Origin of the sequence: Streptomyces sp. NPDC001832 (assembly GCF_040297265.1) — a bacterium.
GTDB lineage: Bacteria > Actinomycetota > Actinomycetes > Streptomycetales > Streptomycetaceae > Streptomyces.
On the sequence record NZ_JBEOYU010000010.1, the window covers coordinates 165,133 to 191,483 of the forward strand.

General features: G+C 67.6%; 25 protein-coding genes and 3 pseudogenes. 9 read left to right on the top strand and 19 right to left on the bottom strand.

The features are described 5' to 3' along the window. Positions 1-36: 36 nt before the first annotated feature. The gene (locus tag ABT115_RS11575) at positions 37-492 is read left to right on the top strand and encodes an Hsp20/alpha crystallin family protein (RefSeq protein ID WP_351787025.1); all 456 of its coding nucleotides are present in this window, start codon (positions 37-39) and stop codon (positions 490-492) included. A 461-nt stretch (positions 493-953) separates the two neighbouring features. On the opposite strand, the gene ABT115_RS11580 is transcribed toward ABT115_RS11575, so the two are convergent. The 15 genes and pseudogenes from ABT115_RS11580 to ABT115_RS11650 all read right to left on the bottom strand — a co-directional run bounded on the left by ABT115_RS11580 (position 954) and on the right by ABT115_RS11650 (position 14,181). Continuing rightward, positions 954-1,358: a cation:proton antiporter domain-containing protein gene (locus tag ABT115_RS11580; RefSeq protein WP_351787028.1), complete on the bottom strand. Its 405-nt coding sequence runs from the start codon at positions 1,356-1,358 to the stop codon at positions 954-956. Positions 1,359-1,451: 93 nt separating this feature from the next. Further along, complete coding sequence (locus ABT115_RS11585) at positions 1,452-2,327, bottom strand: universal stress protein (protein ID WP_351787031.1); 876 nt, start codon at positions 2,325-2,327, stop codon at positions 1,452-1,454. A 125-nt stretch (positions 2,328-2,452) separates the two neighbouring features. Next, complete coding sequence (locus ABT115_RS11590; protein WP_351787034.1) at positions 2,453-3,091, bottom strand: CBS domain-containing protein; 639 nt, start codon at positions 3,089-3,091, stop codon at positions 2,453-2,455. Between the two features lie 12 nt (positions 3,092-3,103). Continuing rightward, a complete protein-coding gene (locus tag ABT115_RS11595; protein ID WP_351787037.1) occupies positions 3,104-3,706 on the bottom strand; it encodes a CBS domain-containing protein in 603 nt (200 codons plus the stop codon). A 244-nt stretch (positions 3,707-3,950) separates the two neighbouring features. Beyond that, entirely contained in the window at positions 3,951-4,637 is a 687-nt protein-coding gene (locus tag ABT115_RS11600; RefSeq protein WP_351787040.1) for a CBS domain-containing protein, read from the bottom strand. 31 nt (positions 4,638-4,668) lie between these two features. After that, positions 4,669-5,532 carry a universal stress protein gene (locus ABT115_RS11605; protein ID WP_351787043.1) on the bottom strand — a complete coding sequence of 288 codons (864 nt, stop codon included), beginning with the start codon at positions 5,530-5,532 and terminating at the stop codon, positions 4,669-4,671. A gap of 426 nt (positions 5,533-5,958) precedes the next feature. Continuing rightward, positions 5,959-6,921, bottom strand: coding sequence for a serine/threonine-protein kinase (locus ABT115_RS11610; RefSeq protein ID WP_351787046.1), 963 nt, complete (start codon positions 6,919-6,921; stop codon positions 5,959-5,961). Beyond that, positions 6,918-7,529, bottom strand: coding sequence for a cytochrome b N-terminal domain-containing protein (locus ABT115_RS11615; RefSeq protein WP_351787049.1), 612 nt, complete (start codon positions 7,527-7,529; stop codon positions 6,918-6,920). Before ABT115_RS11615 ends, ABT115_RS11610 begins: the two co-directional genes overlap by 4 nt. A 65-nt stretch (positions 7,530-7,594) precedes the next feature. Beyond that, positions 7,595-7,783 carry a hypothetical protein gene (locus tag ABT115_RS11620; protein WP_351787052.1) on the bottom strand — a complete coding sequence of 63 codons (189 nt, stop codon included), beginning with the start codon at positions 7,781-7,783 and terminating at the stop codon, positions 7,595-7,597. A 234-nt stretch (positions 7,784-8,017) separates the two neighbouring features. Then, positions 8,018-8,269 (bottom strand): acyl carrier protein, encoded by a 252-nt coding sequence (locus tag ABT115_RS11625; RefSeq protein WP_351787055.1) that lies wholly within the window; start codon positions 8,267-8,269, stop codon positions 8,018-8,020. Beyond that, positions 8,266-9,530: pseudogene (locus ABT115_RS11630) on the bottom strand (dihydrolipoamide acetyltransferase family protein). The gene ABT115_RS11625 and the pseudogene ABT115_RS11630 overlap by 4 nt, the downstream one beginning before the upstream one ends. A 1-nt stretch (position 9,531) precedes the next feature. After that, complete coding sequence (locus ABT115_RS11635) at positions 9,532-10,533, bottom strand: alpha-ketoacid dehydrogenase subunit beta (protein WP_351787058.1); 1,002 nt, start codon at positions 10,531-10,533, stop codon at positions 9,532-9,534. Next, on the bottom strand, positions 10,530-11,465 hold the full coding sequence (gene pdhA, locus ABT115_RS11640; protein WP_351787061.1) for a pyruvate dehydrogenase (acetyl-transferring) E1 component subunit alpha: 936 nt from the start codon (positions 11,463-11,465) through the stop codon (positions 10,530-10,532). Before pdhA ends, ABT115_RS11635 begins: the two co-directional genes overlap by 4 nt. Before the next feature lie 154 nt (positions 11,466-11,619). After that, positions 11,620-13,410 (bottom strand): acetate--CoA ligase, encoded by a 1,791-nt coding sequence (gene acsA, locus ABT115_RS11645; protein ID WP_351787064.1) that lies wholly within the window; start codon positions 13,408-13,410, stop codon positions 11,620-11,622. A 78-nt stretch (positions 13,411-13,488) separates the two neighbouring features. Continuing rightward, on the bottom strand, positions 13,489-14,181 hold the full coding sequence (locus tag ABT115_RS11650) for a CBS domain-containing protein (RefSeq protein ID WP_351787067.1): 693 nt from the start codon (positions 14,179-14,181) through the stop codon (positions 13,489-13,491). 274 nt (positions 14,182-14,455) lie between these two features. On the opposite strand from ABT115_RS11650, the gene ABT115_RS11655 reads away from it, so the two are divergent. Genes ABT115_RS11655 through ABT115_RS11665 form a run of 3 tightly spaced genes read left to right on the top strand, consistent with a single transcriptional unit; the run spans position 14,456 to position 18,358 of the window. Beyond that, positions 14,456-14,893, top strand: coding sequence for a universal stress protein (locus ABT115_RS11655; RefSeq protein WP_351787070.1), 438 nt, complete (start codon positions 14,456-14,458; stop codon positions 14,891-14,893). Then, complete coding sequence (locus ABT115_RS11660) at positions 14,893-15,750, top strand: universal stress protein (protein WP_351787073.1); 858 nt, start codon at positions 14,893-14,895, stop codon at positions 15,748-15,750. The genes ABT115_RS11655 and ABT115_RS11660 overlap by 1 nt, the downstream gene beginning before the upstream one ends. Positions 15,751-15,757: 7 nt before the next feature. Beyond that, a complete protein-coding gene (locus ABT115_RS11665; RefSeq protein ID WP_351787076.1) occupies positions 15,758-18,358 on the top strand; it encodes a cation-translocating P-type ATPase in 2,601 nt (866 codons plus the stop codon). An 86-nt stretch (positions 18,359-18,444) separates the two neighbouring features. Here the strand turns inward: ABT115_RS11665 and ABT115_RS11670 are convergent, their stop codons facing one another. Both ABT115_RS11670 and ABT115_RS11675 read right to left on the bottom strand, forming a co-directional pair. After that, a complete protein-coding gene (locus ABT115_RS11670) occupies positions 18,445-19,068 on the bottom strand; it encodes a CBS domain-containing protein (protein ID WP_351787079.1) in 624 nt (207 codons plus the stop codon). Positions 19,069-19,142: 74 nt separating this feature from the next. Then, a pseudogene (locus tag ABT115_RS11675) lies at positions 19,143-19,584 on the bottom strand (cyclic nucleotide-binding domain-containing protein); the annotation flags it as partial. Positions 19,585-20,226: 642 nt separating this feature from the next. Here ABT115_RS11675 and ABT115_RS11680 point away from each other — a divergent pair. Continuing rightward, a complete protein-coding gene (locus ABT115_RS11680; protein ID WP_351787082.1) occupies positions 20,227-21,102 on the top strand; it encodes a universal stress protein in 876 nt (291 codons plus the stop codon). 249 nt (positions 21,103-21,351) lie between these two features. Here the strand turns inward: ABT115_RS11680 and ABT115_RS11685 are convergent. Next, positions 21,352-21,540: pseudogene (locus tag ABT115_RS11685) on the bottom strand (DUF1918 domain-containing protein); the annotation flags it as partial. Between ABT115_RS11685 and ABT115_RS11690 the strand changes: the two are divergent. After that, positions 21,451-21,702 carry a hypothetical protein gene (locus tag ABT115_RS11690; protein ID WP_351787120.1) on the top strand — a complete coding sequence of 84 codons (252 nt, stop codon included), beginning with the start codon at positions 21,451-21,453 and terminating at the stop codon, positions 21,700-21,702. The pseudogene ABT115_RS11685 and the gene ABT115_RS11690 sit on opposite strands and share 90 nt — an antisense overlap. 463 nt (positions 21,703-22,165) lie before the next feature. Next, positions 22,166-23,041, top strand: coding sequence for a universal stress protein (locus ABT115_RS11695; RefSeq protein ID WP_351787085.1), 876 nt, complete (start codon positions 22,166-22,168; stop codon positions 23,039-23,041). A 272-nt stretch (positions 23,042-23,313) separates the two neighbouring features. On the opposite strand, the gene ABT115_RS11700 is transcribed toward ABT115_RS11695, so the two are convergent. Continuing rightward, positions 23,314-25,260 carry a multicopper oxidase family protein gene (locus ABT115_RS11700; RefSeq protein ID WP_351787088.1) on the bottom strand — a complete coding sequence of 649 codons (1,947 nt, stop codon included), beginning with the start codon at positions 25,258-25,260 and terminating at the stop codon, positions 23,314-23,316. Positions 25,261-25,659: 399 nt separating this feature from the next. Between ABT115_RS11700 and ABT115_RS11705 the strand changes: the two genes are divergently transcribed. Together ABT115_RS11705 and ABT115_RS11710 are read left to right on the top strand one after the other, a co-directional pair. Beyond that, positions 25,660-25,983: a 1-acyl-sn-glycerol-3-phosphate acyltransferase gene (locus ABT115_RS11705; protein WP_351787117.1), complete on the top strand. Its 324-nt coding sequence runs from the start codon at positions 25,660-25,662 to the stop codon at positions 25,981-25,983. Then, entirely contained in the window at positions 25,931-26,167 is a 237-nt protein-coding gene (locus tag ABT115_RS11710; RefSeq protein ID WP_351787123.1) for a hypothetical protein, read from the top strand. The genes ABT115_RS11705 and ABT115_RS11710 overlap by 53 nt, the downstream gene beginning before the upstream one ends. Positions 26,168-26,351 lie beyond the last annotated feature (184 nt).

Below are 26,351 nucleotides of genomic sequence, written 5' to 3' on the forward strand. Positions count from 1 at the left end.
GAGGGCGCCGACAAGGCGCTGGAAACGGAGGACACCATGTCCGGAACCGAGATGGAGCGCAGGCGCAGTCTCTTCCCCGACCTCATGGACTGGTTCGGAACCGACTTCCCCCGCTTCCCGATGTGGAGGCCGATGCCTCACGTCCACCCGATACCGATCGAGGTGACCAGCCAGGAAGGGCAGTACACGCTGCGTGCAGAGCTTCCCGGAATGGACCCGGAGAAGGACATCCACATCACGGCTGAGGGCGACACCCTCACCGTCAGCGCCGAACACGCCGAGAGCAAGGAGGAGAAGGACCACTCGGAGTTCCGCTACGGCTCCTTCCATCGCACCGTTCGCCTCCCGGCCCAGATTCCGTCCGACGGAGTCGAGGCAGAATACGAGGACGGCATCCTCACCGTGCGCGTGGAGATGGAACCCGAGAGGGCTGAAACCACACGCAGCATCCCCGTGAAGAGAATTGCGGCCAGTGAAGGCGGCGAGTCGTGACGACCCGCTACTGTGCCGTGGTGCTTGGCCCGACGCACGCACCGGTACCCACAGCGCCGCTATGGTCTGGTGCCGGCCCCCGTCACGCATAGTCCTGATGCGCCTTTGACCCGTTCAGGAAGGCGGCACGGCAGAGCCCGCCAGGACGTCGCAACTGGCACGCACGCATACGTGGCGGTGGACGGCCGCGCCAGAGCGTCATGGCGTGTGACCATCCGGGGCCTGTCGACAGGCCCCGGATGGGCAGACCATTCATGGCTGGGCCTGCGGGGGGCGTGCCAGTGGCTCTTGATGCCCTGCCGTAGCGTCGGGCAAGCGGGGCGGAGGTGATGCCGTGTGCGAGGACACTGAGCAGCACGGTGCAGGCGACCACCGGGACGATCGTCCGCGAGGACGACGGATCCAGTTCCTCGATTGCCAGAAGGACAGGGCCACTGGCACCATGCGTACCGCCGTCAGGCTCAGCACCGCGTAGAGCACTGCCTGCCAGGTGAGGTGATCGACGGCGGCCGGTACCAGTACGGCACCGAAGAGCAGCCACACCAGTACGGAAAGCAGCGAAGCGGACTGCTCGATGAACAACAGCACGCGCTGTGTGGGGCGCCGTGCGTCGATCCGAAAGCCAGACCGGCCATGAAGGCGGCGACGAAGCCGTTGCCGCCGATCGCGACGGAAGAGGTGTAGCCGAGCAGGGCCAATGCCAGCACGCCCGCCCCCGCGACATCCTCGGTGGCCCAGCCTCTGCGCGAGGCGGAGCGCAGCAGCCATCCGGCCGTCAGCCCGAGCACGGTGCCGTAGACCAGGCCGATGACGAGTTCCACCACAGCGCCTCCGGAGGCCTGAGTGCCCGACGTGCTCCCGGCCACGGCGACTCCGGCGAGGGAATCAGCGAAGGTGTACGGCCGCACGCCATGGGCTGACAGGAGGGGACGGACTTCGGGGCGCGGCGCCGCGGGACCCTATTCGTGAGCGACGACGGCGACGGGCGCGGTGGAGTGGTGGAGGATCGCATGAGTGATGGGACCGACGTGCGTGCCGATCGAGGAGCGGCGGATGCGGCGGCCGACGACTACGAGCCCTGCTTCGGAGCCTGCCTTCAGGAGTTGCTCGGAGGCATGTCCGACCGTCACCTGCGCGTCGAGACCAACCGTTGGGTACATGTCCCGCCAGGGTTTCAGCATGTCGTCCAGGCCGGTGCTCATGTTCTGGGCGATCTGCGCATTGACCTGCGGGCTGTACGCGGATCCGGACCCCGCCAGCGGGGGCAGCATCCAGCTGTGCAGCGCATGGAGCGTGCAGCCGCGCCGGGCTGCCTCGTCGAACGCGAAGGTGAGCAGGGCGTCGCACGGCCGGCCGATGTCGATCCCCACAACCATGTCACGGTCCGAGTGCTCTCCCCGGGCGTGTGGCACTGCGTCCTCTGTCGCTCGCACCACGACAATGGGTTCCTCCACGGCGTGGAGGACTGCCATGCCGACGGAGCCGAGGACGAAACCCGTGAGCGTGCCCAGCCCTCGGGAGCCGAGGACCAGCATGCCCGCGCCCGCTGTGGCACTGGTCAGTGAGTCGGCCGGTCGGCCGTCGAACGATTCGGCGCTGATGTCCAGTTGGGGGTGTTCCTCCCGCAGTTCCTCAGAAGCCTTGCGAAGGAGGGCCTGCGCCCACTGGCGGCGCGCATCGGACCTGGCGGCAGGAATGCTGAGGGGCGAGAACCATTCTTCGGCATGGACGAGGTGCAGCGGAGCGTTGCGAAGGAGCGCTTCCCGCGCTGCCCAATGAGCTGCCGCGGCACTTTCTGTGGATCCGTCGATGCCGACGACAATGCGTTGGTTCATGATGCTTCCTTCGAGCATGGGCCCGGCTTGCGGTCAAGGAATTCGTCTTCTCTGTATGCCTGGAGGTGACGTTTTCGGGACGGCGACGAACTCACGGGTCGGGAACTCGCGTATGTGTCGATGCGTCAGGCCGTTTTCTGTCGCTGGGTGTCCGTTCGTTCGTCGACCGGTAGGTCGTCCTGCTCGTAGTCGAGCCGATTGATCACGTCCACGACCCCGTCGACGCTCCGGCACAGACGCAGGACGATGGGGACGAGGCTGTGTCGGCTCACGGTGCCGCTGAGGGTCACGAGTCCGTCGGCGACCTCGACGGTCAGCGACGAGGGACTGAGCCGGAGCGTGAGGGCCAGGACGTCTTCGAGGATCTCCTCCTGGATTGCGTGATCCCTGCGCAGGAAGAGTTGCAGGAGGTCGCTGCGGCTCAGGACCCCGATCAGCTGGCCCCCGCTGTCGACGACGGGGAGCCTCTTGACCTTGTATTTCTCCATGACGCGAGCGGCGCGGACGGCGCTCCATTCGGGAGCCGCGGTGATCGCAGGGTGGCTCATGAGGTCGGCTGCGGCGTTCGTGCCGCTTCCGGAGCCGCGCCTGCGGAGCAGGTCCGCCTCGGAAACGACGCCCACGGCGCATCCGTTCTCGTCCACGACGGGTACGGCGGTGACGCCGAACTCGTCGAGGAGCCGGGCGATCTCCTTGAACGTGGTTTCGCGCTGGACGCTGATGGCTGTGGGTGTCATGAGGTCGCAGACGCTGCGATGCCTCATCGTCGTTCTCCTTCACGCCGGAACTTCGGCGTCGAACTGGCCCGTCACATCCACGACTCCTGGCACCGTGCGTGCGATCCGAACCAGCACGTCACTGAGTGACGGGTCGGGGATGGTGCCGTCGAGGTGGACGATGCCGTCCGACACATGAACGTACACGGTGGCCGAGCCCGCCGGGATGAGCCGAGTCATGATCAGCTCGCGCAGCTCCTGGGCGATGTCCTCGTCCGGGCGGAGGTAGATCTTCAGCAGATCCCCCCGGCTGACCACGCCCACCAGGCTTCCGTCGTCGTCAACGACCGGCAGCCGCTTGAGGTGGCCGCGGGCCATCAGCCGAGCGGCACCCGCGATGCCCGCGTTCCCGGTCACCGTCACGGCGGGTACGGTCATCAGCTGACCGGCGGAGACGGCACGGGACTCATCTCCGCCCTGCGCCTTGAGCAGAAGGTCGGCTTCGGAGATCACGCCGACGACCCGTCCCTCGTCCGACACGACGGGAAGCGCGCTGATCCGCCATTGACGCATGGTTTTCACAACGTCCTTGAGCGGCGTTCTGCGGTTGGCCGAGATGACGGCATGCGTCATCACGTCGTCGACGGTACGCAGATGCTTCATGGTTCCTCCAAGAACAAGGGACCCTGTATGTCCGAGCGTCGGCATCCTCTGCTGCCGGCGATAGGACCACCCGGGGTCCGCCGGGGACTGTTTGGCCCTGTTGCCCCGGCATGAACAGGTGCTTTCATGGAAGCGGCGGGAGGAGCCATTTGCCAGGATGCGGAGAAGCGGCTGATGGCCGCGCACCGCACGATCAGGAACCGCGAGAAGCGGTTGGCTCTTTCCGTCCCCATTGCGTGAGCGCTCAGGAGTTGCCGTGCGCTGGATCGGGATCCGGTGCCAGATCGTCTACGGCGTATTCGAGGGACTCGTCGACGCTGACGACGCCGTCGACGGAGAGACACAGGCGTTCGATGACGGGAATGGTTGAACGTTCCTCGACTCCGCCACTCAGGACGACGACTCCTTCCTGAACGGTTACGGTCACGCCGCCGGGTGTCATGCGGAGAGTACGGCCCAGTACCTCGTCGACGATTTCATCGCGTATGGCGTCGTCTCGGCGGAGCATCGGGCGCAGCAGATCGGAGCGGCTGACTATGCCTACGAGTGTGCCGGTGTCATCGATGACGGGGAGGCGTTTGACGCCGCGCTCCTGCAGGAATCGGGCCGTCTCGACGATGCCCCACTCGGGCCGGGCCGTCAGCACGGGGGTGGACATCAGATCTCCGGCGGTGCGGGCGTCCATGGTGTGGCGGTCCACGGGTGCTGTCCCCCGCAATTGATCACGGCCTTCAGCCTCCGGGAGGCCGGCTTGCCTGCGGAGCAGGTCGGCTTCGGAGACGATTCCGATGGGATGGCGGTGGTTGTCCACGACGGGCAGGGCCGAGACATCGTTGTAGGCGAGGCTCCAGGCAACCGTCTTGAGCGTCGCTTCCGGGCTGGCGGTGGCCACGTCCCGGGTCATGACTTCGGCCACGGTGCGGTGCATCATGGTCCGATTCACCTTTCGTGCGGGGTCGTCGTCAGTCGTGGGCGACGACGGCCACGGGGGTAGCTGCGTGATGCAGAACGGCATGCGCCACCGGCCCGAGATGCGCGCCCAGGGGAGAGCGGCGCAGGTGCCTGCCGATGACCAGGAGATCCGCGCCCGCAGCCGCTTGGACGAGTTGGCTGGGTCTCATGAACGTCATCTGGCTGACGCTGACCGCGGGGAATCTGTGACTCCAGGGCAGCAGCAGGTCGGCGAGCATCATCGCGGCTTTCCGGGCGGCTTCCCGTTCGCCGTCGGAGTCGAGGAATGGGAAGGACCTGTAGGCAGGAGGAAGCCGCCAGCCATGGAGTGCCCGCAGGGCACAACTGTGACGGGCGGCCTCTTCGAAGGCGAAGGCGAGAACCCTGTCGGGAGCTTCGTGGCTGTCGACACCCACGGCAATCTCGCCGTACCGGGCGGGTCCGCTGCCCTCCGGTATATCCGCCGCCCGTATGAGGGCTACGGGCGTTTCAGTGGCTATGAGCGTCGCTGTGCCCACCGCGCCGACGAGGTATCCTCTCAAGCCGCCCAGGCCGCGTGCACCGAGGACGAGCAGGTCGGCATCGGCCGATTCGACGGCCAGGACACCGGCCGGCCTGCCCGAGAGCCGCCGGGTGGTGATCTCCAGATGCGGGTGCCGACGGCGTACGTCCTCCAACGGCTCGGCGAGTGCCTCATCGGCCCATCGGTCGGCCGTCTCGCGATCCAGCCGCGGAACAGCTGGGCTGATGGGCCAGTCGATGACGTGGACGAGCCTCAGCGGCACCTCCCGCGAGGAGGCCTCCCGGGCGGCCCATATGGCGGCCGCACGGCTCTCGGGGGAGCCGTCGACGCCGACTGTCACAAGACGTGGCATGGCGGGAACCTCCTGTGCGCTGCACGTCTGCGATCTGTGTTCTCAGCCTGGCCCTGTGCGGCAGGGGCGCAGGAGGGGCCATGTGGCCCCTTGCGCGGCCGAACAGCCCCGATTGATGCGGACGCCACACACCAGTCCGCCTCCCGGTCCCGCTGCGGTGTTAGGGCCGACAGGCAAACGGCGGCGTCGAACCGACCGAGCGTTCGTCGCGGCGGCGGAAACGGGCGACAGCCAGGGGCTGCCCCCGGTACTTGGTCCGGATGCGGTCGGGCATTCGGACAGCGGCGGCATTGTGTCCGCCAGCAAGCGGCCGGTGACCACTCGGACAAGGTCACCCGCCTGGCCGACCGGTTTCTCACACCGGAGTCCCCTCGCCTTCGCCCTGGTCAATGCGGCCGGAAGCAGAGAGGGCCGGGTGGCGTACCATCAGCGCCGCCGCGCTGTCCGCTGTGAGTGGTAGTAGTCGCGCCAGACGAGGCGGTAGATGCCAGTCCATCGCGGGATCGAGCGGACGCCCGGAATGAACGGCACCAGGATGAACGCGAGGGTGAGCAGAGCCATCAGGCCCCAGATCAGGGCGTCGGCGTTGCCCGAACTGCTGAACGGTTCGATCTGGTACCAGAGCGTGTACAGCCACAACCAGGGCTGACCAGGGTAGTTGCCGGTCTCGTTCATCATTCCCCACTGATCTCCTGCCAGGTGCCGGGCGCGGGCCTGGTCTTCGAGGTATGAGCCATCGCCCAGGAAGAGCAGCGGTTTGGTGTAGTCCGTCTGGTAGAAGTGCCCGGCAGCCAGCAGCTCGCCGTCGAGGGCCCCCGCCTTTGCGAGCTCCAGCAATCGGGCGGTCAGGACCGGGACGGGCCCGTAGTCGCCGGGCGTGACCCGGGCCGGGGTGCCTCCAGGAGCCTTGCCGAGCGCGTCGGCGTAGCCGGAGGTCCACTGCTGTTGACGACTGGCGGGGGCGGTGTGCCAAGCTGCCAGCCCTGCGGAGACGGCAGCAGGCTCCGGCGCGGCTGTGAGCGGGCGGAGCACGAAGTCGCGTGCGGTGTCGATCGGGATGGTCACCCCGGCGGCGCGCTGGAGGTTTACGGGCCCGATCCTCTGCCCGGCACCCGGAGTGGCGGTGTACGGGGGGCCGTACTGCGCGGTGCCGCTGGTGCCGCCCAGCTGGGCGACGGCGGTGGCGGTGAAGTCGTTGGGGGCGGCTCTCGCCCAGCGGGCCAGGGTGATCGGTCGATCGTCGGGTGAGGAGAAGGCTGCCGCGAGGCCTACGGCCAGCAGTGTTGTCGCCACCAGCGCAAGAACGAACTCCTTGACCAGGTCGTACCGCCGCTGGGGGAAGGAGCCGGGGTAGGGCACCGGCCTGCAATGGGCTTTTCGTGCCCTCATACGGACTCCCGCGATGCGCCTGGGGTGAGCTCGGCTGTGTTGACCTCGATGGGCGGTACCACACCGCGCAGCCGCACCAGCAGCATGTGCCACACCGCGAGGACGGCCACCGCCAAGGGCAGCAGCACGACGTGCCACATGAACATCTGGCCGAAGTCCAGCACGTTGAACCAGGCGCCGATGCCCACCGAGTTCAGGCCGTCTTTGGCCTGGTCCGCGATCCACTGGGAGTCGAAGTTCTGCTGCACCAGGTAGCCAGTGAAGGCGGCGCCGATCGAGGTAATGAAAACTACGGCTCCGGTGATCCAGGTCAGTGCCCGCCGTCCGCGCCAAGCGGCCATGAAGAACTTTCCCCACAGGTGGATGACCATGGCGAACATGAACAGTTCGACACTCCACAGGTGCAGACTGTTGATGTATCTGCCGACGTCCGACACGTGCCACCATGCAGGGCCGAAAAGCGCCAGGATGCATCCGGTCGTGATAACGACCACCAAGCTGGACAGGGTGAGGACACCGAATACGTAGATCCAGGAGGCCACGTATACCGGCTGCATGGTGGGCAGCAGCCTGTCCGGAGGCAACGCGTGCAGGACGCGCCGTCGCACAGCGCCGGTCCATCCTCCTGCCGAGTCGTCATCCGGGCCGAGAGTCCGGTCCCCTGCGGTGCCGCTCATCGCTGCCGCCGGCTGCGGGGGAAGGGAAGCAGCAGCGCCAGCGCGAAAACGATCAGCATCAGGGCGATGACCGCGAGGTTTGCCCCCGAGATCTGCAGCACGCCCCAGTGGATGTAGTACCCGGTGCCACCCAGATCCAGGGGTGCGGCCAGTACGTGTCCTGGGTGCATCGGTCTGTCTGCCATCCCGGTCACCCCTTTCGCGATATGGCGTTCACCTACCGAGGGTTACCAGCAGGATCGCAGCCACGCACGCTGTGACCCGCCGCCCGGTGCATTGTTTCGCCCGTTTCGCGGTCCCGGCGGGGAAGTGATGCGTCCTCCGACTCGAGCAAGGCTCCCCGAGGGCGGGGGCTGGGTAGCCGCCGCCTCCACGCTGTGTGGGCCGTTGACCAGGACAAAACTAGAGATCCGGCTGGTCTAGGCGGTCGGTGTGTGTGAGGCGATGTAGTCCGCGCAGCCATTCAGCGTGTTCAGCGAGGGATAGTCCGTCTCGGGAAGGGGGAGGTCCGTTTGTCCGCTCAGCGCCTCGATGAAGTTGAGGAAGTCCAACGAATCCATCTCCAGACTGATTCGGAAGTTCTCGTTGGGTGAGAGAAGGGCTGGGTCGGCGCCGGGCACCACGTCTGTCAGGACCTGCTTGATCAGTTCGAGCGCCACGTCGTGGTTCACAGTTCCTCCGGTCGTTGGAGCAGTCGGTCGAGTGCCGTCAGGAAGCGCGCGCCGGTTGCGCCGTCACTCGCGCGGTGATCGGCAGAGAGCGTGGCGGTGACGGTCGGGTGCACAGTGAGCATCCCGTCCACGGCCACAGGACGCTCGACGACACACCCCAGTCCCACGAGCGCGACCTGCGGTGGGTAGATCACCCCGAAGACTGTTTCCACGCCCTGGTCGCCGGGTTCGTCACCGTGAGCGTGGGGTCAGCGGTCTCGGAGGCACGCAGGCGCCCTCCGCGAGCTCGTGAGACCAGATCCCTGAAAGCCACCATCAGCTCAGGCAGGGGCATGGTGTCGGCGTTCGCCAGCGCCGGTGCCGCCAGGCCACCGCCACGCAGGGACACGGCGACGCCGAGCCGCACATCATTAGCCGAGACGAACGCATCTTCCTGCCAGTAGCCGTTCAGCTCGGGTACCTGCCGTGCGGCCAGAGCGACGGACTTCAGCAGCAGGGCCGCAGGCACGAGCCGTTCCCGCACGGGTCTGTTCGCATTCCGGCTGAGCATCCACGATGTGGCGGTCGCGAGGTCGATCTCGATCGTCGTGGACAAGTAGTAGTGGGGGATGTCGCGGTTGGCGCGTGTCATGAGCGCGGAGATCGCCGAGCGTGCGGTCGGTTCTTTCGCGCCGCGGGGGCCGGGCCCGGACCTGACCGACGGGCGGTTCCGAGGCGTGGGCGGTGCTCCTGCCGTCGGTGGACTGGTGACGTGGGTACAGGGCACGTGACCCTTTGCCGCAGCACGGACGTCGTCGGCTCTGACCGTGCCGTTTCGCCCAGTCCCCCGGACCCTCCCCAGTTCCACGTCCAGCGACTGCGCCAGACGTCGGGCCAGCGGCGATGCCTGTACCCGGCGCGGCGGTCGGGATGCTGTCACGGCTTCGTCGGCCGGAGCGGCCGAGCGAACGGAGGCGGGGTGGGGGCCGGGAGTCGGCCCGGCCGGCTGTTGCGCGACGGACGGCGGCACGTGGGCTGACGGCTCGGCCGCGCGCCCGATGACTGCCATGGGGGTGCCGACCGGCACGGTGGTGCCTGGGCCGACCAGGAGAGCGCTGACGGTACCCGAGTCGAAGCATTCCACCTCGATGGTCGATTTGGTCGTTTCGACGACCGCAACGACATCCCCCTTCGCCACGGTGTCGCCCGGGCTGACCAGCCATTCGACGAGAGTGCCCTCGTCCATGTCCGCGCCCAGGGAAGGCATGGTGAACTCCGGCATCTCAGCTCACCGCCTGGCGGACCGCGTCCACGATGGACGCAGGTCGGGGCAGCGCCGCTTCTTCGAGCTGCCGGGCGTAGGGCATGGGTACTTCTGCGCTGCACACGCGCTGCACCGGAGCGTCGAGCTCGTAGAAAGCCTGCTCGGTGATGCGGGCCGAAATCTCCGCGGCGAGACTGCCGCTGCGCCATGCTTCGTCGACGACCACGGCCCGGTGGGTGCGGCCCACGGATTCCATGATGGTGGCATCGTCCAGCGGGCGCAGGGTACGCAGGTCGAGGACTTCCGCGCTGATGCCGCTCTCCGAAAGGACGTCCGCGGCGGCCAGGGCTTTCGGCAGTGAGCCGCCGTACGTGATGACGGAGACGTCCGTGCCGGGCCTGCGTACTGCCGCGCTGTCGAGGTCGACGGTGTCGATGGCGGGGTCCAGGACGCCCGCTGCGTTGTAGAGGCTGCCGTGCTCGAAGATCAGCACCGGGTCCGGGTCGGTGAGCGCGGCCGCCAGCATGTGCCGCGCGTCGTCCAGGGTCGCCGGGGCGAGTACACGAATGCCGGGGATGTGGGCGTACCAGCCTTCCAGGCTGTGGGAGTGCTGGGCGCCGAGCTGGCGTCCCGCTCCGGTGGTCATGCGGATCACCACGGGCACGTTCAGCTGTCCGCCGGACATGTGCAGCAGGGTGGCCGCGTTGTTGAGGATCTGATCCAGCGCGAGGAGGCTGAAGTTGACGGTCATGATCTCGACCACCGGCCGCATCCCGCCGAGCGCGGCACCGATGCCGGCGCCGACGAACGCGGACTCCGAAAGGGGAGTGTCCCGGATCCGGTCGGGTCCGAACTCTTCCAGAAGGCCCAGGCTGACGCCGAAGCAACCGCCGTATCTGCCGACGTCCTCACCCATGAGGAAGACCCGCTCGTCGCGCAGGGCGTCGCGCAGGGCGTCGCGCAGGGCTTCCCGGTAGGTGGTCGTTGAGGGAGCTTTGGTGGATGACCTCCGCGTGTTCACGGGGAGCCCCCGGGGTCACTCGTCACGAAGCGGAGCAGGTCCGCAACGGGTTCCTCCGATGCCTCCTCCGCCGACTGGACGGCCCGGTCGATCACGTCGAGCACGTCCTGTTCCAGCTGTTCCATCTCCCGGTCACCGAGCTGCCCTTCGGAACGCATCCGGCCAGCCAGAGCTTGGACCGGGTCGCGTCCTTTCCACTGCTCGATTTCTGATTTGGCACGGTATCGGTCCGGGTCATACATGGAATGGGCGCGGAACCGGTAGGTCTGCGCTTCGAGGAAGTGTGGTCCGTTGCCCGCCCGGATAGACTCCGTGGCCTGGTGGGCGGCGGCTTCGACGGCGAGTACATCCATCCCGTCGACGCTCCAGGCGGGCATGCCGTAGGACGAAGCACGCATCGCGAGGTTGGTGTGCGCGTGTTCACGGGCCAGGCTGGTACCCATCGCGTACAGGTTGTTCTCGCAGACCAGCAGCAGGGGCAGTCGCCACAGTGCCGCGAGGTTGGCTGTCTCGTGGAACTCACCTTCCGCGAAGGCTCCGTCGCCGAAGAAGCAGCAGGTGACACGTGTGCTGCCGCGCATCCGGTCGGCGAGTGCGAGCCCGGCCGCCAGCGGCAGTCCGCCGGCCACGATCGCGTTGCCCCCGTAGAAGCGGCGCTCTGCGTCGAACAGGTGCATGGAACCGCCGTGTCCGCGGCTGCAACCGGTGACCTTGCCGTACATCTCTGCCATCACCGCGTCGGCGGGCACACCGCGGGCCAGAGCGTGTCCGTGCTCGCGGTAGGTGGACACCACGGCGTCCTCCTGGCGCAGAGCCTCGTTGACTCCAACGGCGACAGCCTCCTCACCGATATAGAGGTGGACGAATCCGCGGATCTTCGAGCTGCTGTAAAGCTCGACGCACCGTTCTTCGAATCGGCGGATGACCAGCATCTGTCGGAGGAGGGAAGAGCGATGATCGGATGCGGGTGCGCTGCGGGCGGTAGTGGATGCCTTTTTGTGAACGTTTTTGCGTGCTGCCGGAGGGACTCGTCCGTCGGTCCGTGTGGTGGTGCTGCTCATGGTCGGTCCTTCTCTCACATGTGCGTCATCCCGGGTTCTCGACCGTGGACAGGTCTCCTGTGGGCACTCCCGTTTCCCGGGCGCGCAGCACTCGGCGCATGACCTTGCCGCTGCGGGTTCTGGGGAGGTTCTGATCGAACTCGATTTCTCGGGGAGCCACTGCGGGCCCCAGCCGCCGCCGTGCGAACGCCAGAAGCTCTCGCTTCAGGTGAGGGTCGGGTGCGCGGCCCGGGTGTAGCGACACGTATGCCTTGACGACCGCTCCCACAACAGGATCCGGACGGCCGATGACGCCCGCTTCCGCGACGGCGGGGTGCTCCATGAGCGCACTCTCCACCTCGAACGGACCGATCAGATGTCCTGCGGACTTGATGATGTCGTCGGCACGGCCCACGAACCAGAACCAACCGTCCTGGTCCCGCTTCGCGAGATCTCCCGTGAGGTACCAGCCGTCCGCGAAGCAGGCCGTATAGCGGGCTTCTTCGTGCAGATAGCCCCGGAACATGGACGGCCAGCCCGGACGCAGCGCCAGTTCTCCTTCGATGTCCGGTTCGCCGATCACGCGTACGTGGCCGTCGGTGACCTCGGCGCGGCCCTCCTCGCCACGTTTGAGAAGGCCGGCTTCGACTCCGGGCAGGGGGCGTCCCATGGAGCCCGGGCGGATGTCGCTGGAGGCGAAGTTGGCGATCATGATGGCGCCCGTCTCCGTCTGCCACCAGTTGTCGTGGATCGGCAGGCCGAGGACGTCCTGCCCCCAGAGGACGGCTTCGGGGTTCAGCGGCTCGCCCACGCTGGCGATGAAGCGGAGGGCCGACAGGTCGTACGGTCCCGGCAGCTGGCGTGTTCCTTCCCGGGGGGTTGCGCGCATCAGCATGCGGATTGCCGTCGGTGCCGTGTACCAGACCGTGACCTTCTGGTTGTCCAGGATGCGGTACCAGCGGTGTACGTCGAAGTCGCCCTCGTCCACCACCAGGGTCGCCCCGTGTGTGAGTGGAGCGATGATTCCGTACGAGGTACCGGTCACCCACCCGGGATCCGCCGTGCACCAGTAGACGTCGCCTGGGCGAAGGTCGAGTGCGAAGGCCGCGGTCGCATGATGGGCGACGACGGCGTCGTGCACGTGGACCGCGCCCTTGGGAGCCCCGGTCGTGCCGCTGGTGAAATGGAGCAGAGCCGTATCCTCCGGATCGGTAGGAGGAACGGTGTACTCCTGCGGTGCCTGCTTCATGATCTCGTCGAACGAGGTCGTTCCCGACGGCGGATTTTCGACGGGGCCGACGAGCAGGACGTGCTCCAGGTGCGGCAGGCGGTGCCTGTTTTCCTCCACTTTGCGCCGGTACAGCTCCTGCGTGGTGACGAGAACCCGGGCGTCGCCCAGATCCAGCCGCTGGCGTACGGGCTCAGGGCCGAAGGCGGAGAACAGTGGGCACAGCACGCGGGCGCTGCGCAGCGTGCCCAGCACCGTCGCGTAGAGCTCGGGGCAGCGGCCCAGGAGCGTGAACACCATTTCCTGCCGGGCCACCCCCATGGACGTGAGTGCATTGGCGAAGCGCCCTGTGAGGCCGGCTAGCTCGCCGTAACTGATACGGGTGACCGTGTCGTTCGCTGCGATGCAGCGCAATGCCTCTCGCCCGCCAATGCCTGCGGCCACCTGACGGTCTACGGCTTCGTACCCCATGTTCAGCCCGCCATCGGGCAGCCCGGACAGCTGCGACCGGGCCTCGTCCCAGGTGAATTCGGCGCGGACCCGGTCATAGTCCTGGAGCATGAAGCCGGCGCCGGGCCTGGGCTGTTTATGGATGACGCGGTGCTCCATGGCCGAGTCCTTGTCCTCGCTCCGGAGTCCTCAAGGAGACGCTCCGGCGTTAGTGGTGGTGATGCCGGCGGTGCGGCGTCACGGCTCTGCGGACGATTCGTGTGCGGCACATGGCGGGGCATCGGGTTCGGGGTCATCCGTGTGTGCGGTCACATGGCTCACCACCGCGACCACCCCGTCGAGTTGTTCGGCAAGACGTGTCAGGACCGGGATCTGGCTCCGGTTCTCCAGCCGGCCTTCCAGGGTGACGACGCCGTCCACCACATGGGTGGTGACTGCGCTGGGTCCGAGTCCCATGGTGTCTTCGAGTACGTCCTCTACGAGGCGTCGCCGTATCTCCGCGTCCGGGCGCAGGAAGAGGCACAGCAGATCCCGGCGTGTGACGATGCCGACGAGCCGGTCCTCGTCGTCTACGACCGGGAGCCTCTCCACGCCACTGCGGGTCATCAGCCGGGCGGCTTCCGGTGCGGTCTCCTGCGCGTGGATCGTCAGGGCCGGCGTCGACATGACCTCGGCAGCGGTGAATTCGGCTCCGGACGAGGTCCTGGTGGCGGCGTCGGGAGCGTCGTTTGTTACCGGATGTCCCGTCGACTGTCTGCGCAGCAGGTCGCTCTCAGAGACGACGCCGACAACGCGGTCCTCGTCGTCGAGCACGGGGAGTCCGCTGATGTCGTGCTGCGCGAGCAGCTTCGCGACTTCCTTGAAGGAGGTGACCGGGATGACCGAGACGACCTCGTCGGTCATCAGGTCTCCTACTTTGATGTGCCTCATGGAGGCACCTCCCGCTCTTTCACGGAGACCGGTATAGGCGTAATGCGGGCGGCTCGTTCAGAAACCACGATCCACTGGGCCGCACGGGGATGAAGAGGGCCGAATGGGCCTGTGCCGGGACCGGTCGGGCCCGGCTCGAGCGCTCGGACACGGCAGGATTCTCCCGACAGGGACCATTGGGCCCCCGGGTGGCCCCGACGGCCCCTCTCCGTGCGGGGCTCGCGGTGCTGGTGTGGGAACTGCCCCTGCCAGCGGCCCTCGGTGAGGAGGAACCATGAAAGGCACCACCGGCAGCCCGGAACTGGGCTCCGTCATCGTCGGTGTCGACGGCTCCGAGTCGGCCCACCGGGCAGCGCTGTGGGCAGCGGCCGCGGCTGCACGCCGTGACAGCCCGCTGCACATCGTTCACGCGGCCGACACCGGCGGCCGGACTCTCTATCTTTCGGCGGAGAGCGTCGAGCGGGCTCGCGCAGACCGGATTCGTGACGAATTCCCGGCCCTGACCGTGCAGGCGCATGCCGAGAAGAGTCTGACCGTGGCCGGAGTGCTGGTGGAGGCATCGCGACACGCGGATCTGCTGGTGATGGGCGGGCGACGGTCGCCCGGCTGCATCGGTCCCGCTCTCGGGCGGGCGACGCACAGCCTTCTGCACCACGCGCACTGTCCCGTGCAACTCATTCCGCGGCAGGGTTCCGGCGGGAGTGAGTCGTGATGAGCGCCGTCGAACACCGCGAGCTCGTCGTCGGTATCGACCCGTCGAGGAACTGGCACCTGTCGTTGGCCTGGGCGGCGGACGAGGCACAGCGACGTGGGCTGGGGCTCCGGCTCGTGGTGGCCGTACCCCCACTGCACGACGCGCATCCCCGCGATGGCAGCCCGCGCAGAACGTCCATGCTCCAAGCCGGGGCGAACGCTCTTCAGGAGGGGGCCGACTGGGTCCGGGCGCGCCATCCGCGGCTGCAGCCGGCCACCAGTCTGCTCGACGGATACCCAGCTGCCGTGATCGGCCAGTTGTCCGGGCGGGCCCGGATGATCGTCCTCGGGTCCCGGCATCTGAGCCGTACGGCCGAGTACCTCAGTGCCGGCTCCCTCGTCGTCCCCGTCACGGCCCAGGCACGCTGCCCCGTGGTGGTCGTGGGTGATGCGGAGCATGTCACTCAGCAGCCGACCTACCTGGTGGTGGGAATCGACGGTAGCGAGTCCTCGAAAGCGGCGCTAGGACTGGCGTTCGAAGAGGCCGACCTCCGTGGAGCCGCGCTCCGCGCCGTCTCGGTGTGGCAGCCGCCAGTTTTCGCCTTGCACGACGAAAAAGACGCCGTGCAGGCTCAGCGACGCATGCTCTCCGAGACCACGGCAGGCTGGTCGTTGAAGTACCCGGACGTGCACCTGACCCATGAGGTGCCGACCGGACACCCGGTGGAGGAGCTGGCCAGTGCGGCCGAGCATGCCTTGGCAGTCGTCGTGGGGCGCCGCGGCCGGGGTGGCTACACGGGCATGCGGCTCGGCTCCGTCGTCCACGGACTGCTGCACCGGGCGCACTGCCCGGTGATCACCGTTCCCCTCGTGTGAATCCACCGTGACGACCACCCCGGCGGCGGACGAGGAGCCCGGGCAGGAACCCCGCGGACTGGCCGGGCCGGAGGCCGAACGCCGTCTGGCCGAGCACGGCCGCAACGAGGTGGCAAAAGCCCGCGGCACTCCTCTGCACGGGCGCGTGCTCGCGCAGCTCCGTGATCCTCTGATCATGGTGCTGCTGGGGGCCGCACTGCTGACCGTTGTGATCGGTGACCACCCGGATGCGGTGGTCATCGGTCTGGTGATCGTCTTCAACACAACGGTGGGGGTAGCGCAGGAGATCCGTGCCGACCACGCCGTGGAGGCCCTGTCGGTGATGTCGGCACCGAGCGCTCGTGTCCTACGGGACGGCACCGCACGGGAAATTGCCGCAGCCGTTGTGGTGCCCGGCGACGTGCTGCTGCTCGGCGAGGGCGACATCGTCGCCGCCGATGCCAAGGTCCTTGAGGCATCCGCCCTGCTCATCGACGAGTCCATGCTTACCGGGGAGTCCGTTCCCGTGGACAAAGACGCCCGCTCGCTGCTGGCTGCCGGGACCGTTGTGGTGCGCGGACGGGGCGTCGCCACCGTTACGGCCACCGGCGCCGACAGTGCGCTCGGCCGTATTGCTGCACTTCTCGACGGCACACGCGAGCCGACACCACTGCAGCAGCGTCTCGCCTCTCTGGGCCGCATCCTGGCCGCCGCCACCCTGGGGCTGTGCCTGCTGGTCTTCGCCCTCGGGCTCGTACGCGGCCTGCCGGCCGGAACCATGGCCGTGACAGCGATCAGTCTGGCTGTCGCGGCGGTCCCCGAATCCTTGCCTGCCGTCGTGACCCTCGCGCTGGCACTGGGCGCCCGTCGCATGGCGGCCCGGCACGCACTCGTACGCAGGCTCCCCGCCGTGGAAACGCTGGGCTCCGTGACCGTGCTGGCCACCGACAAGACGGGCACCCTCACGGAAGGACGCATGGTCGTCCAGCACGTATGGACGCCGTCGGTAACAGCGGACTTCTTCGGCGTCGGCTACGAACCGCAGGGGGACGTCCAGGTCGACGGCAGGCGCCCGAAGTCTGCCGAACTCGGCCCGGTACGAGACCTGTTGACGGCGGCGTCGCTGTGCAACGACGCCGCCCTGCGGCCACCGCAGGGTGGCGCCGCCCATGAGGACCGGTGGACCGCGGTCGGCGACCCGATGGAGGCCGCTCTCCTGGCAGCTGCGGCCAAAGCGGGCTGTGCGGATCAGACGGAGATCAGGCGTCTTTTCCCCAGGGTCTGGGAAGCACCGTTCGACAGCCTCCGCAAGCGCATGACCACGGTGCACCGAATGCCATCAAGCAAACAACTGGTGTGCATGAAAGGGGCGCCGGAAGTGGTGCTGGACCAGTCCGTCCTCGCCGATCGCAAGGACCTGTTGATGGGCGCGCGACAACAGGCGGCAATTCTTGCTTCCCGCGGTTTCCGGGTTCTCGCAGTCGCGTCCACCGAGCGCCAGAACGAACCGAGCAGCGCACCCGAGGTTGAGACGGGCCTGAGGCTGCACGGCCTCGTGGCCATCAGCGATCCCCCGAAATCCGCAGCGGCCACCACACTTTCCGCCTGCCGCGCAGCAGGGATCACACCAGTCCTGATCACGGGCGACCACCCGGCCACCGCCCGCGCGGTCGCCACCGTCGTGGGACTCATCGGCAGAGGCAGCGATGACGGAGAGGTGCTCAGCGGCCCTGATCTAGCCTCGGGCCGCATCGCCGACCTCACCACGGCGCGGGTGTTCGCCCGGACGAATCCGCAGCAAAAACTGGACATCGTCGATGCCTGGCGGGCCCGCGGGGCAGTCACGGCCATGACCGGCGACGGCGTCAATGACGGCCCGGCTCTACGCCGGGCCGACATCGGCGTGGCAATGGGGAAGCGGGGGACGGAGGTCGCACGACAGGCTGCCGACCTCGTCCTCACCGACGACAACCTGTCGACCGTGGTCGTGGCAGTCGAGGAAGGCAGACGCGTCTACGACAACATCCGGCGCTTCCTGGTCTACGGCCTGGCGGGCGGTACCGCCGAGATCCTCGTCATGCTGCTCGGCCCCCTTCTCGGACTTCCACTGCCTCTCAGGGCCGGCCAGATCCTGTGGATCAATCTGCTGACCCACGGTCTGACGGGTGTGGCCATGGGAGCCGAGCCGGCAGCCCCGGACGCCATGCACAGACCACCGCGGCCACCCGGTCAGCACATCCTCGGCGCCGGAGCCTGGCAGCGTCTCCTCGTGCTGGCCGCGGTCGTCACGGTGGCCACTCTCGCGGCAGGTGTTGTCGCACGAACCTGGGGCCTCCCGTGGCAGAGCGTTCTGTTCCTGTCGCTGCTCGGTGCGCAGCTCGGCGTCGTGATGGGATTGCGAACCCGTCTGCTGACTCGGCAGAACCTTTTTCTCCCGCTGGCTGTGCTGGCGTCGGCGCTGCTGGCCGTGGCGGCGCTGTATGTTCCACCGCTGCAGTCGATCCTGGAGACCGAGCCGCTCCGTTGGCCGGGGGCCGCTCTTGCGGCGGCCGCGCTCATGAGCGGCTACCTGACCGCTCGGCTCACACGAAGCGCATTTCGAGAAGCGAAGACTGTGACGATGAAGTGAGGGTCACACAGGCGCAGACCGGGTGGTACCCCGATCCTGGTGAAGCCGGACCCGCTGCTGCGGATCGCTGTGCCTGGAGGGCGCTTTCAGTCAAGCTCCATGCGCACGTCCACGACGCCTTCGACCGCGCGAATGGCCCGAGCCAGTAGTGGCACCAGGGAACGGTTCTGGAGAGGTCCCCGAAGGGTGACGACACCGTCCAGCACGGAGAATTCCACGCGATCGGGGGGAGCGAGTTCGGCAACAACAGCGGATCGGATCTCCTCGTCGATCTTCTCGTCGGGGCGCAGGAACACCTTCAGCAGGTCGCTGCGGCTCACCACGCCCTCCAGCATGCCGAGGCCGTTCACGACAGGAAGACGCTTCACTCGCTTACGCGCCATGATGCGGGCGGCCTCGGCGAGGGTGGCATCGGGATGGACAGTGACGGCCGGGCTCGACATCAGCTCCTCGGCCAGCACCGCGTCGGCTTTGGACGCCTCCTCAAGCTGGCCGGGCAGCTTCGGGTCGTCCTGCCGGAACTCCTCCTTCGGCAGCAGGTCCGCCTCGGATACGACCCCGACGACGCGGCCCTCGCCTTCGAGGACCGGCACGGCGCTGACCTTCCACTGGTGCATCAGCTCGACGATCTCCTTGTACGAGGCCTCGCGGCCGATGGCCACGGCTGTGTGGGTCATGACGTCGCTGACGGTGTACTGGGATGCAGCCATGGGGTGCTCCTCGGGCGTGACTCCTGGCTGGTGGCAGGGCGGCGTGCATCACACGAAGCCGCCGCTGCCGTGAGGGGGGCGTAGAGATCGAGCAGACGGATCCGGGCGGCCTGCAACCGATGGGCGAGTACCTGCCCGACTCAGTGGCCGATGGCCGAGCCGAAGGCGGTATCCGCGTCCATCATCATCCGTACCGTCGCTGCGTCGAACTCATGAGTGCGGACAGGCGTCATCGCCTCTGCTCCGAGGTGCCAGACGTAGGGCTCGAACAGCCAAGACCAGCCGACCAGTTCGCCGGACCCGAGGTTCTCGATCGCGGCCGGTGAGCTTCCCGGTACGCGGAAGTCCAGGGTGACGGTGCCCGAGCGCAGGATCCAGAAGCGGTCCGCGCGGTCTCCTTCGTGGAAGAGAGAGACGGGTTCCCTCCTCGAAATTGACCTCACGCCCGATCTGTAACAGACGGGCACGGTATTGGGCAGGCAGGGCTGTGGTGATGCGAGTGAGAGAAGCGCTCATCGGTGGACCTCCTCTGTAGCCTCCGATTTCAGCATCGCCGGACAGCCAGCTTACGGACATGGGTCTACCGGCCCCTGCCGCGGTCCCGTTCGGCCCTGGGCCAGAGAGCTCTGCGGGACGTGCCGGTTCCGTCGGCCAGAGATCGGATCAGAAGGCTCTGTGCGTGTGCCCCAGCAGATTCTGGTCGATGTGTCGGCGGACACCTGCGGCGAGTGAGGTGAGGCATTCTGAGGGTTCCGCCCTTGGCGCGGTGGGCGCACGTATGGTGCGGCCCCGGCCGCAGCGCCGCGAGGTCGGTGACAAACCGCTGCCGGGCCGTGTCCGGCTCCGTGCGTTCCGAAACACGGTGCCCCTCCCACATGACCAACTCCAGCAGCGGGGTGCCGTCCGGGAGTGGGGGCTCGTCGATGAGAGCTATGAGTTCCGCGTATTCCGGCCTTCGGAACACCTGCTTGCGTCCCGGTGCGGTCACCTTGGCCGACGACAGTTTCATCTAACACGTCGTGCGTGCGGACCGGCCGGACCACGGAGGGGGCCGAACGTTCGGCGTCAGGGCCGAACGGGTCCTGACGAATGGCCTGCTCTGATGCAACTGTGAGGAGAGGTGCCTCTTACCTGGTCGAGTGGAAGGCGGTTGGGACGATGAGGCTGCCCCTGGTCTCGGGTGTGGACGGATCGCAGGCCAGCCTGCGGGCGGTCGACTGGGCCGTCGACGAGGCAGCCCTGCATGGGCTGCCGCTGCGAGTGGTGTACGCGTGCGAGGGGGATCACCGCGAGGGTGCCGCCCCGGCGCGCAGCCTTGGTCGCCCTTCGGAGCGGGCGTTCGCCGAAAGCATCGTCGAAACTGCCGCTGAGCGCGCCCGCCGCCGTCATCCGGACGTCGACGTCACGGCCGAAGTGTTGCCCGGGGACGCGGTGACCGCCCTCCTGCGCGAGGGGTACAACGCAGGGGCGCTGATCACCGGGGAACGAGGCCGCGGAGGGGTAACCGGACTTCTGCTCGGCTCCGTCAGCCTCGCCGTGGCCGCTGCGCACCCTTGCCCCGTCATCGTCGTGCGCGGCGACAAGGCCGGCATCGAAGGCACGCACGGGCGGATCCTCGTCGGTGTCAAGGAACCGGAGGGAGGATCAGCGGCGATCCGGTTCGCCTTCCGTGAGGCTGAAGCAAGGGACTGTGCCCTGGACGCCGTACATGCCTGGCGCTGCCCGCCGCGCAATTACGCCGATCACCCCCGTACTGCCGGTGAGCCGCACCTCTACTGGAAGGAACGCGCGGTCGCTCTGATCGACCACGCGGTGGCTGACTCCGTACGCGATTACCCGACGGTCCGGCTGTACTCGGCGGCAGTCGAGGGAACGGCCGCAAAGGTGCTGGCCCAGCGATCGGCCGCTGCGGATCTGATCATCGTCGGAGCGCATCGGCGCCACGGTCGTCTCGGCCCCCACCTCGGCCGGGTCGCTCGCACCCTGCTTCACCACGCCGACTGCCCGGTGACTGTCATACCTCTGGCGACTTAAGAATGCCGTCCCTCACCAGCATCCGCTCGAAGATCGGGCACTGCCGAAGAAACCGCTGGTGCTCCTCCATGGTCCCTTTCTGGCGCGGCGGGCTGTGTCTGCTCGGTGAGCCCCGTTGCCTTGCGCTCAATGACGATGCGTCGGTCGATGTCGCGGGGGCTTGGGTGTCCCGTTGGATTCGATCCTGGTGGACTGGGCACCAGGATCGTTCGCACCCGGCCGGGATGACTCGTGGGTGCTCCCGGCCCCGTGCTCAAGGTGACGGACATGGGCGTCGGGCCCTGGGAACACGAGCGACACATGGTCGGTGTCCGACCAGTGCACGTCGTAGGGAGGGGTGCCATCCGCATGGTGGAGTCCGACGATCTCGCCGTCGCGCCTGTTGGCGCCGGTGACCGGACTTTCGACAACAAGATGATCGCCGAGGTGAGCTCGCATGATCGTCACCGCTTCCTCATTATGCTGCTGTACTCAAACTGCCACGCACAGCGTGCCGCTGCCGTCGGGTCCAATGGGCCGGTTTTGGGCCCTCTGGTCCCCCAAAACGGGTCCGGTCGGCTCAACCGTGGGCGTCTGGTTCCTGATCCGCTCGAAACATGACCACCTCTGACCGTCACACCCCGAAGGGGGCGTCACATGCATCACCGAACCGTTGCAGAGCTCATGACACCAGAGGTCGTCCGGGCGCCGCACGCCTGTTCCGAGATCACTTCACCGCCCTCACAACGCAAGGCCGGAGCAGTCCCGTCCGGCGGAGTCCGTCCTCCGTGCCGGAGTGCTTAGGCGGCGGATTCTTCCGCCGGCCGGGCCTGCCGATGCGCCACCCGCTGTCCGCCGCGCGCGGACCGGGTTCCTTTCCCGAAGCCACGCCGGGCTCCGCATGCGCCACGGAAGGATCTGGGGTACGTGTCTAATGAAGTTCGGTACGTCTGCGCAGATGCTCACCCCATCGATCCCCTGCCATCGTCCTCCGCGCCCCGGGTTGGGGCACAGGGGCGACAGCAGTGCGGAAAGGCGGGGCGCCGACACCGTTCTGGCTTCTTGCGAGACGGAGGCAGTTGTCATGGAGCCAGTCGTCACCGTCGGCCTCGACGGGTCCCCCGAGAGCCATTCCGCTGCTCGTTGGGCCGCCGACGAAGCCGAGCGGCGCAAGCTCACGCTGCGCCTGCTGCACGCGTGGCCTCTGCTGGTGCCGGAACCGACCCGCATTCCCGCCGAGATGGATCAGAACTACTGGGCGAGACGGATCGTGCACAACACGCGGGCAGAGATCCAGGCACACCACCCCGGTCTCCCCGTCATCGGCAGCCTGGTTGCCGACGATGCCGAGCACGCGCTGCTCCGCGCGGCATCGGAGTCCGAGATGACCGTGCTCGGTTCGCGGGGGCTGGTGCCCGTCGAGAGCTACTTCCTCGGCGACATCAGCATGCCCGTCGTGGCACGCGCCGAGCGGCCGGTGGTCCTGGTGCGAGCCAGTACAGGCGAAGACGGCCCACAGCCCACCCGAACTGCGACAAGCGGCGTCGTGGTGGCGCTCAAACTGCACGGACCCTGCGACGACCTGCTCCAATTCGCCTTCGAGACCGCTGCAGCGCGAGGCATGCCTCTTCGGGCCGTCCATGGCCGGAGCCTGCCGGTGGACGCATACGTGCCCTGGGGCGTCGACCATGACGTGGCGGAAGGAATCGTTCAGGACGCACAGAAGCTCCTCGGCCAGACCCTCCGACCCTGGCGTGACAGGTACCCGCAGGTGGACGTCACCGACAGCATCCCACTCGTAAGCGCTGCCAAGGCTGTCGTACGGGCCGCCGAGGGCGCTGATCTGCTGGTCGTCGGCCGACGACAGCACCATCGCGCCCTGGCACTGCGCCTAGGCCCCGTGGCCCAGGCCGCCATCCATCACGCACGCTGCCCTGTCGCGGTCGTCCCCCACGATTGACGCGAGGACCACACGGGCCAACCCATCGACGCACCGGGCCGACCACGCGTTCCTCGGAGCCGTACAAACGCCGCCTCACGCTGCTGCGTGAACAGCGGTGAACAAGTGCCCCGCCGCACACCGCGGCCGGGCATCCGCGGGGCGTTGCCGCGGTGCGGGGCACCGCTGCGCAGGATGCGCCGACAGCCCACCTGCCCACGGTTCCCGGCTGGGGTGATCTCGCTCCAGGGAAGCACTGCGGGCGCAGGACAGTGGCAGAGCCTCCTCCGCCGTCATCCGACCGTGTAGGGGCGCATCATCTCGTTGTCCTCATGTTCGAGCATGTGGCAGTGCCAGACGTACCGGCCCGGCCGGTCGAACGTCGCCTTCAGCCTCGTGGCGACACCTGGGTAGGCGACTGCGGTGTCTTTGAACCCGCGCTCCCACGGCTCTGCGGGCTGGGCGGCACGGCCGGCCCGCAGCCGGTCGAGGACCTGGAACTGGACCTCGTGGATGTGGATCGGGTGAGCATCTTTCGTGAGATTGTGAATCTCCCAGATCTCGGTCGCACCCAGGGCCGGATTCTCCGTGACAGGGTCGTCCCAGAGCATCGGCACAGCGGCTCCGTTCTGGTCCAGGGTGCCGAGCAGCATTTGTCGGGGGCCGACATGCGGGAGTGACGCGGAGTTCTGCTCACTCAGGGAAAGCCGTCGGATGCGACTTGCCTCCCCCAACGGCTGGAACGACGGCAGCGACAGCTGGGAGGGTGGGACGGTCGTGTCCGGCGTGGCGAGTGTACCGACCGTGAGCTTCATGACCTGCCCGGTGGTGGTCGGGTCCGCCGGGGAGAAGTCCGCCCCCGCCTTCCCGCCCTGGAACGCTTTGTCGGGGCCCTCATTGATGAGATACAACTCGGTCCCGACCGGTACCGACGCGAAGTCGACGATCACGTCGGCGCGTTCGGCGGGAGCGATGAGCAATTCGTCGCGCCGTGCGGGTGCGGGGAGAAAGCCTCCCTCGCTGCCGATTTGCCAGAAGGGGAGTACGGCGTCCACGGGCCTACGAGCGAGCGGGCGCGTGACGATCTTCAGGATCAGGTACCGCGAGTTGCATCCGTTGAGAAGCCGGAACCGGTAGCGGCGCGGTTCGACTTGAAGGATCGGCCAGGTTCTCCCGTTGGTCACCATCGTGTTGCCGAAGAACTCGGGGTTCCAGATCGGAGAGATGTCGCTGGCCGGAATGTAAGGGCCCTTGAATCCGTCGAAGGCAGCGCGTCCGGCCGGGTAGAAGAGGCTGCCGTCGACGTGGAACGAGCGGTCCTGGATGACGAGAGGGATCTCGTAATACTTCCGACCGCGCGGATCACCGGCCCGGGGTGCGGGACCGGGCAATACCCCGTCGGGAAGGTCCGCAGGGCCGCCTCGTAGGAGGTAGAACCCTGCCAGTCCGGCGTAGACATTCAGCCGCGTGACACCCAGCGCGTGATCGTGGAACCAGAAGGTCGAGGCTCTCTCCGCGTTGGCATACTGGAACACGGCGTCCCCCCGGCCCCAGGCATCGCCGAACCGGTCTTCGAACTTGTCCTTGAACTCATCGTAGAACGAGCCGACTTCAGCGTATCCGGCGGGAAGGTCGACTGCGTCGGGAAGGTACCAGGCTTCGGTGTAGCCGTCGCTCTCCTCCGAATTATGCCCGCCATGCAGGTGTGTCACGATCGGCACCGGGCCCGAGTACGCTCCGGGTGTCGAGCGGAATCCGGGACGCGTGTCCCGGGCCGAGGTTCCGCCCGTCGGGTTCGCCCAGTGCAGTGTGGGGTCGACCGGCAGCAGGTGCGGCAAGTAGCGACCCTTGCGATCAAACAGCTGGTTTTTCCATCTCACCCGCACAGGCGTTCCGTAGCGGGCCTCGACGGTGAACGCGGGGTAGTGGAAGCTGCGTGGATGCAGAGTCGAGCCGTACCCCCACACGGTTGTCGCCGGCAGGCCGGGGGGCAGCACCTGCTGCCGGAACTGCCGTACGCCGATCACGTAGTGGTCGATGCGACCAGCGACGGCGCCGCCGGACTGCGGCATCGTGGCAGGGACGACGAGCCCCGTGACGTACTTGTCCACCGTTCCCGGATCCAGGACACCCTTGCCGCCGGGCACGCGGAGGCGTGGAGCCATAGTTGCCGCCGGAAGGAGCGCGAACATTCCGCCGGCCGCTGCCTGGACGACACGCCGCCTCGTGACCACCAACATCCTCCAAAGCCTGTCGGACCGTCTCTGGTGCTGCTTCCTTGCTTCAGCTCCGCCGGGCGGTGCCCCGAGACCGCCAACAAGCACCGGGCACCACCAGTTTGCTGCAGATGGCAGCTCCGCGCGTTATCGCACTGCTCCAGGGGAGCGATCTCGCGACCACCACATGAACACGCACTGGGCCTGGACCCAGATGTGCCAATACCCGAGATGCTGCTCTGAGGGGCTTACGAGTCGGTACTTTCCGGTGAAGCGGGAACTGATTCCTGGAGTCCGCGCAGGTCGCAAATTGCCGCAGTGGCAGCTGCGTTCCTCATGTGCTGATGCCGAACCTGATTAAACGCATTACCAGACCGCACGGCAACGATGAGACCTCTCTGCGAAGGCGTCGTGATCGCGGATATGACACTGGCGGCGGCCGTCTCACCCGTCGTCCTGGCAGCTGCGGGGCTGTGGCACATCCCCCTGCCCGGCCGTGTCCTCACCCGGGAGGGGCACATCCCGGTTCACCGTCACAACCCGCGAGCCGCGCGAGTGCTGCAAGACGCCCAAGCCGCACTGGCCGCAGGCCGGTCCGTCCTGCTCTACCCAGAGGGCAGGCTCCCGCGAAGCCCCGCCCCGGTCCTTCCATCCGGGCCTCTCTCACCTTGCGCGCTCGTCCAACGCCCAGGTCATGCCCCTGGGCCAGGCCGGAGCCCGTGCACTGGCATCAGGCAGCCCCGTTGAGCAGGTGGCCAGACTGCTCACCGCCCCGCTGTGCCGCCCGAGACTGCACGTGCACGTCGGTGCTCCGCTGTTCCGCGGCAGCGAACAGCCCCAGGCCCTTGCCCTGGCCCGCAGCGCGGTGACCCGGGCCTGGTACAGCGCTGCCCGACAACTCGGCGAGCCGTTGATCCCCGTTGCGTCCTGAACTCGGGACAGCCCGCTTCAGCCGTTGCGCGTGTACGACCGAGGCCCATGGACGGGGCGGCCGGCGCCATTCCTGGCAGACGCCCCTGACCCTCTCTGACAGCCTTGACTGAGACGCCCGCTTTGCCGGGTTAGGCTGGAAGGGCGAGAACAGGAGTACACCCCGGCATGGCCAGCACCACCCC

What these genes read in the sequence shown, in the direction of transcription:
- pdhA (WP_351787061.1), bottom strand. Translation starts at nt 11,465, where the DNA reads ATGCTGGTCATCCGCCGATTCGAAGAACGGTGCGTCGAGCTTTACAGC.
- ABT115_RS11610 (WP_351787046.1), bottom strand. Translation starts at nt 6,921, where the DNA reads ATGAGGGCACGAAAAGCCCATTGCAGGCCGGTGCCCTACCCCGGCTCC.
- ABT115_RS11670 (WP_351787079.1), bottom strand. Translation starts at nt 19,068, where the DNA reads ATGGCTGCATCCCAGTACACCGTCAGCGACGTCATGACCCACACAGCC.
- ABT115_RS11575 (WP_351787025.1), top strand. Translation starts at nt 37, where the DNA reads ATGTCCGGAACCGAGATGGAGCGCAGGCGCAGTCTCTTCCCCGACCTC.
- ABT115_RS11695 (WP_351787085.1), top strand. Translation starts at nt 22,166, where the DNA reads ATGGAGCCAGTCGTCACCGTCGGCCTCGACGGGTCCCCCGAGAGCCAT.
- ABT115_RS11600 (WP_351787040.1), bottom strand. Translation starts at nt 4,637, where the DNA reads ATGATGCACCGCACCGTGGCCGAAGTCATGACCCGGGACGTGGCCACC.
- ABT115_RS11710 (WP_351787123.1), top strand. Translation starts at nt 25,931, where the DNA reads ATGCCCCTGGGCCAGGCCGGAGCCCGTGCACTGGCATCAGGCAGCCCC.
- ABT115_RS11660 (WP_351787073.1), top strand. Translation starts at nt 14,893, where the DNA reads ATGAGCGCCGTCGAACACCGCGAGCTCGTCGTCGGTATCGACCCGTCG.
- ABT115_RS11690 (WP_351787120.1), top strand. Translation starts at nt 21,451, where the DNA reads ATGGTGGAGTCCGACGATCTCGCCGTCGCGCCTGTTGGCGCCGGTGAC.
- ABT115_RS11680 (WP_351787082.1), top strand. Translation starts at nt 20,227, where the DNA reads ATGAGGCTGCCCCTGGTCTCGGGTGTGGACGGATCGCAGGCCAGCCTG.
- ABT115_RS11595 (WP_351787037.1), bottom strand. Translation starts at nt 3,706, where the DNA reads ATGAAGCATCTGCGTACCGTCGACGACGTGATGACGCATGCCGTCATC.
- ABT115_RS11605 (WP_351787043.1), bottom strand. Translation starts at nt 5,532, where the DNA reads ATGCCACGTCTTGTGACAGTCGGCGTCGACGGCTCCCCCGAGAGCCGT.
- ABT115_RS11620 (WP_351787052.1), bottom strand. Translation starts at nt 7,783, where the DNA reads ATGGCAGACAGACCGATGCACCCAGGACACGTACTGGCCGCACCCCTG.
- ABT115_RS11700 (WP_351787088.1), bottom strand. Translation starts at nt 25,260, where the DNA reads ATGTTGGTGGTCACGAGGCGGCGTGTCGTCCAGGCAGCGGCCGGCGGA.
- ABT115_RS11650 (WP_351787067.1), bottom strand. Translation starts at nt 14,181, where the DNA reads ATGAGGCACATCAAAGTAGGAGACCTGATGACCGACGAGGTCGTCTCG.
- ABT115_RS11585 (WP_351787031.1), bottom strand. Translation starts at nt 2,327, where the DNA reads ATGAACCAACGCATTGTCGTCGGCATCGACGGATCCACAGAAAGTGCC.
- ABT115_RS11590 (WP_351787034.1), bottom strand. Translation starts at nt 3,091, where the DNA reads ATGAGGCATCGCAGCGTCTGCGACCTCATGACACCCACAGCCATCAGC.
- acsA (WP_351787064.1), bottom strand. Translation starts at nt 13,410, where the DNA reads ATGGAGCACCGCGTCATCCATAAACAGCCCAGGCCCGGCGCCGGCTTC.
- ABT115_RS11705 (WP_351787117.1), top strand. Translation starts at nt 25,660, where the DNA reads ATGACACTGGCGGCGGCCGTCTCACCCGTCGTCCTGGCAGCTGCGGGG.
- ABT115_RS11655 (WP_351787070.1), top strand. Translation starts at nt 14,456, where the DNA reads ATGAAAGGCACCACCGGCAGCCCGGAACTGGGCTCCGTCATCGTCGGT.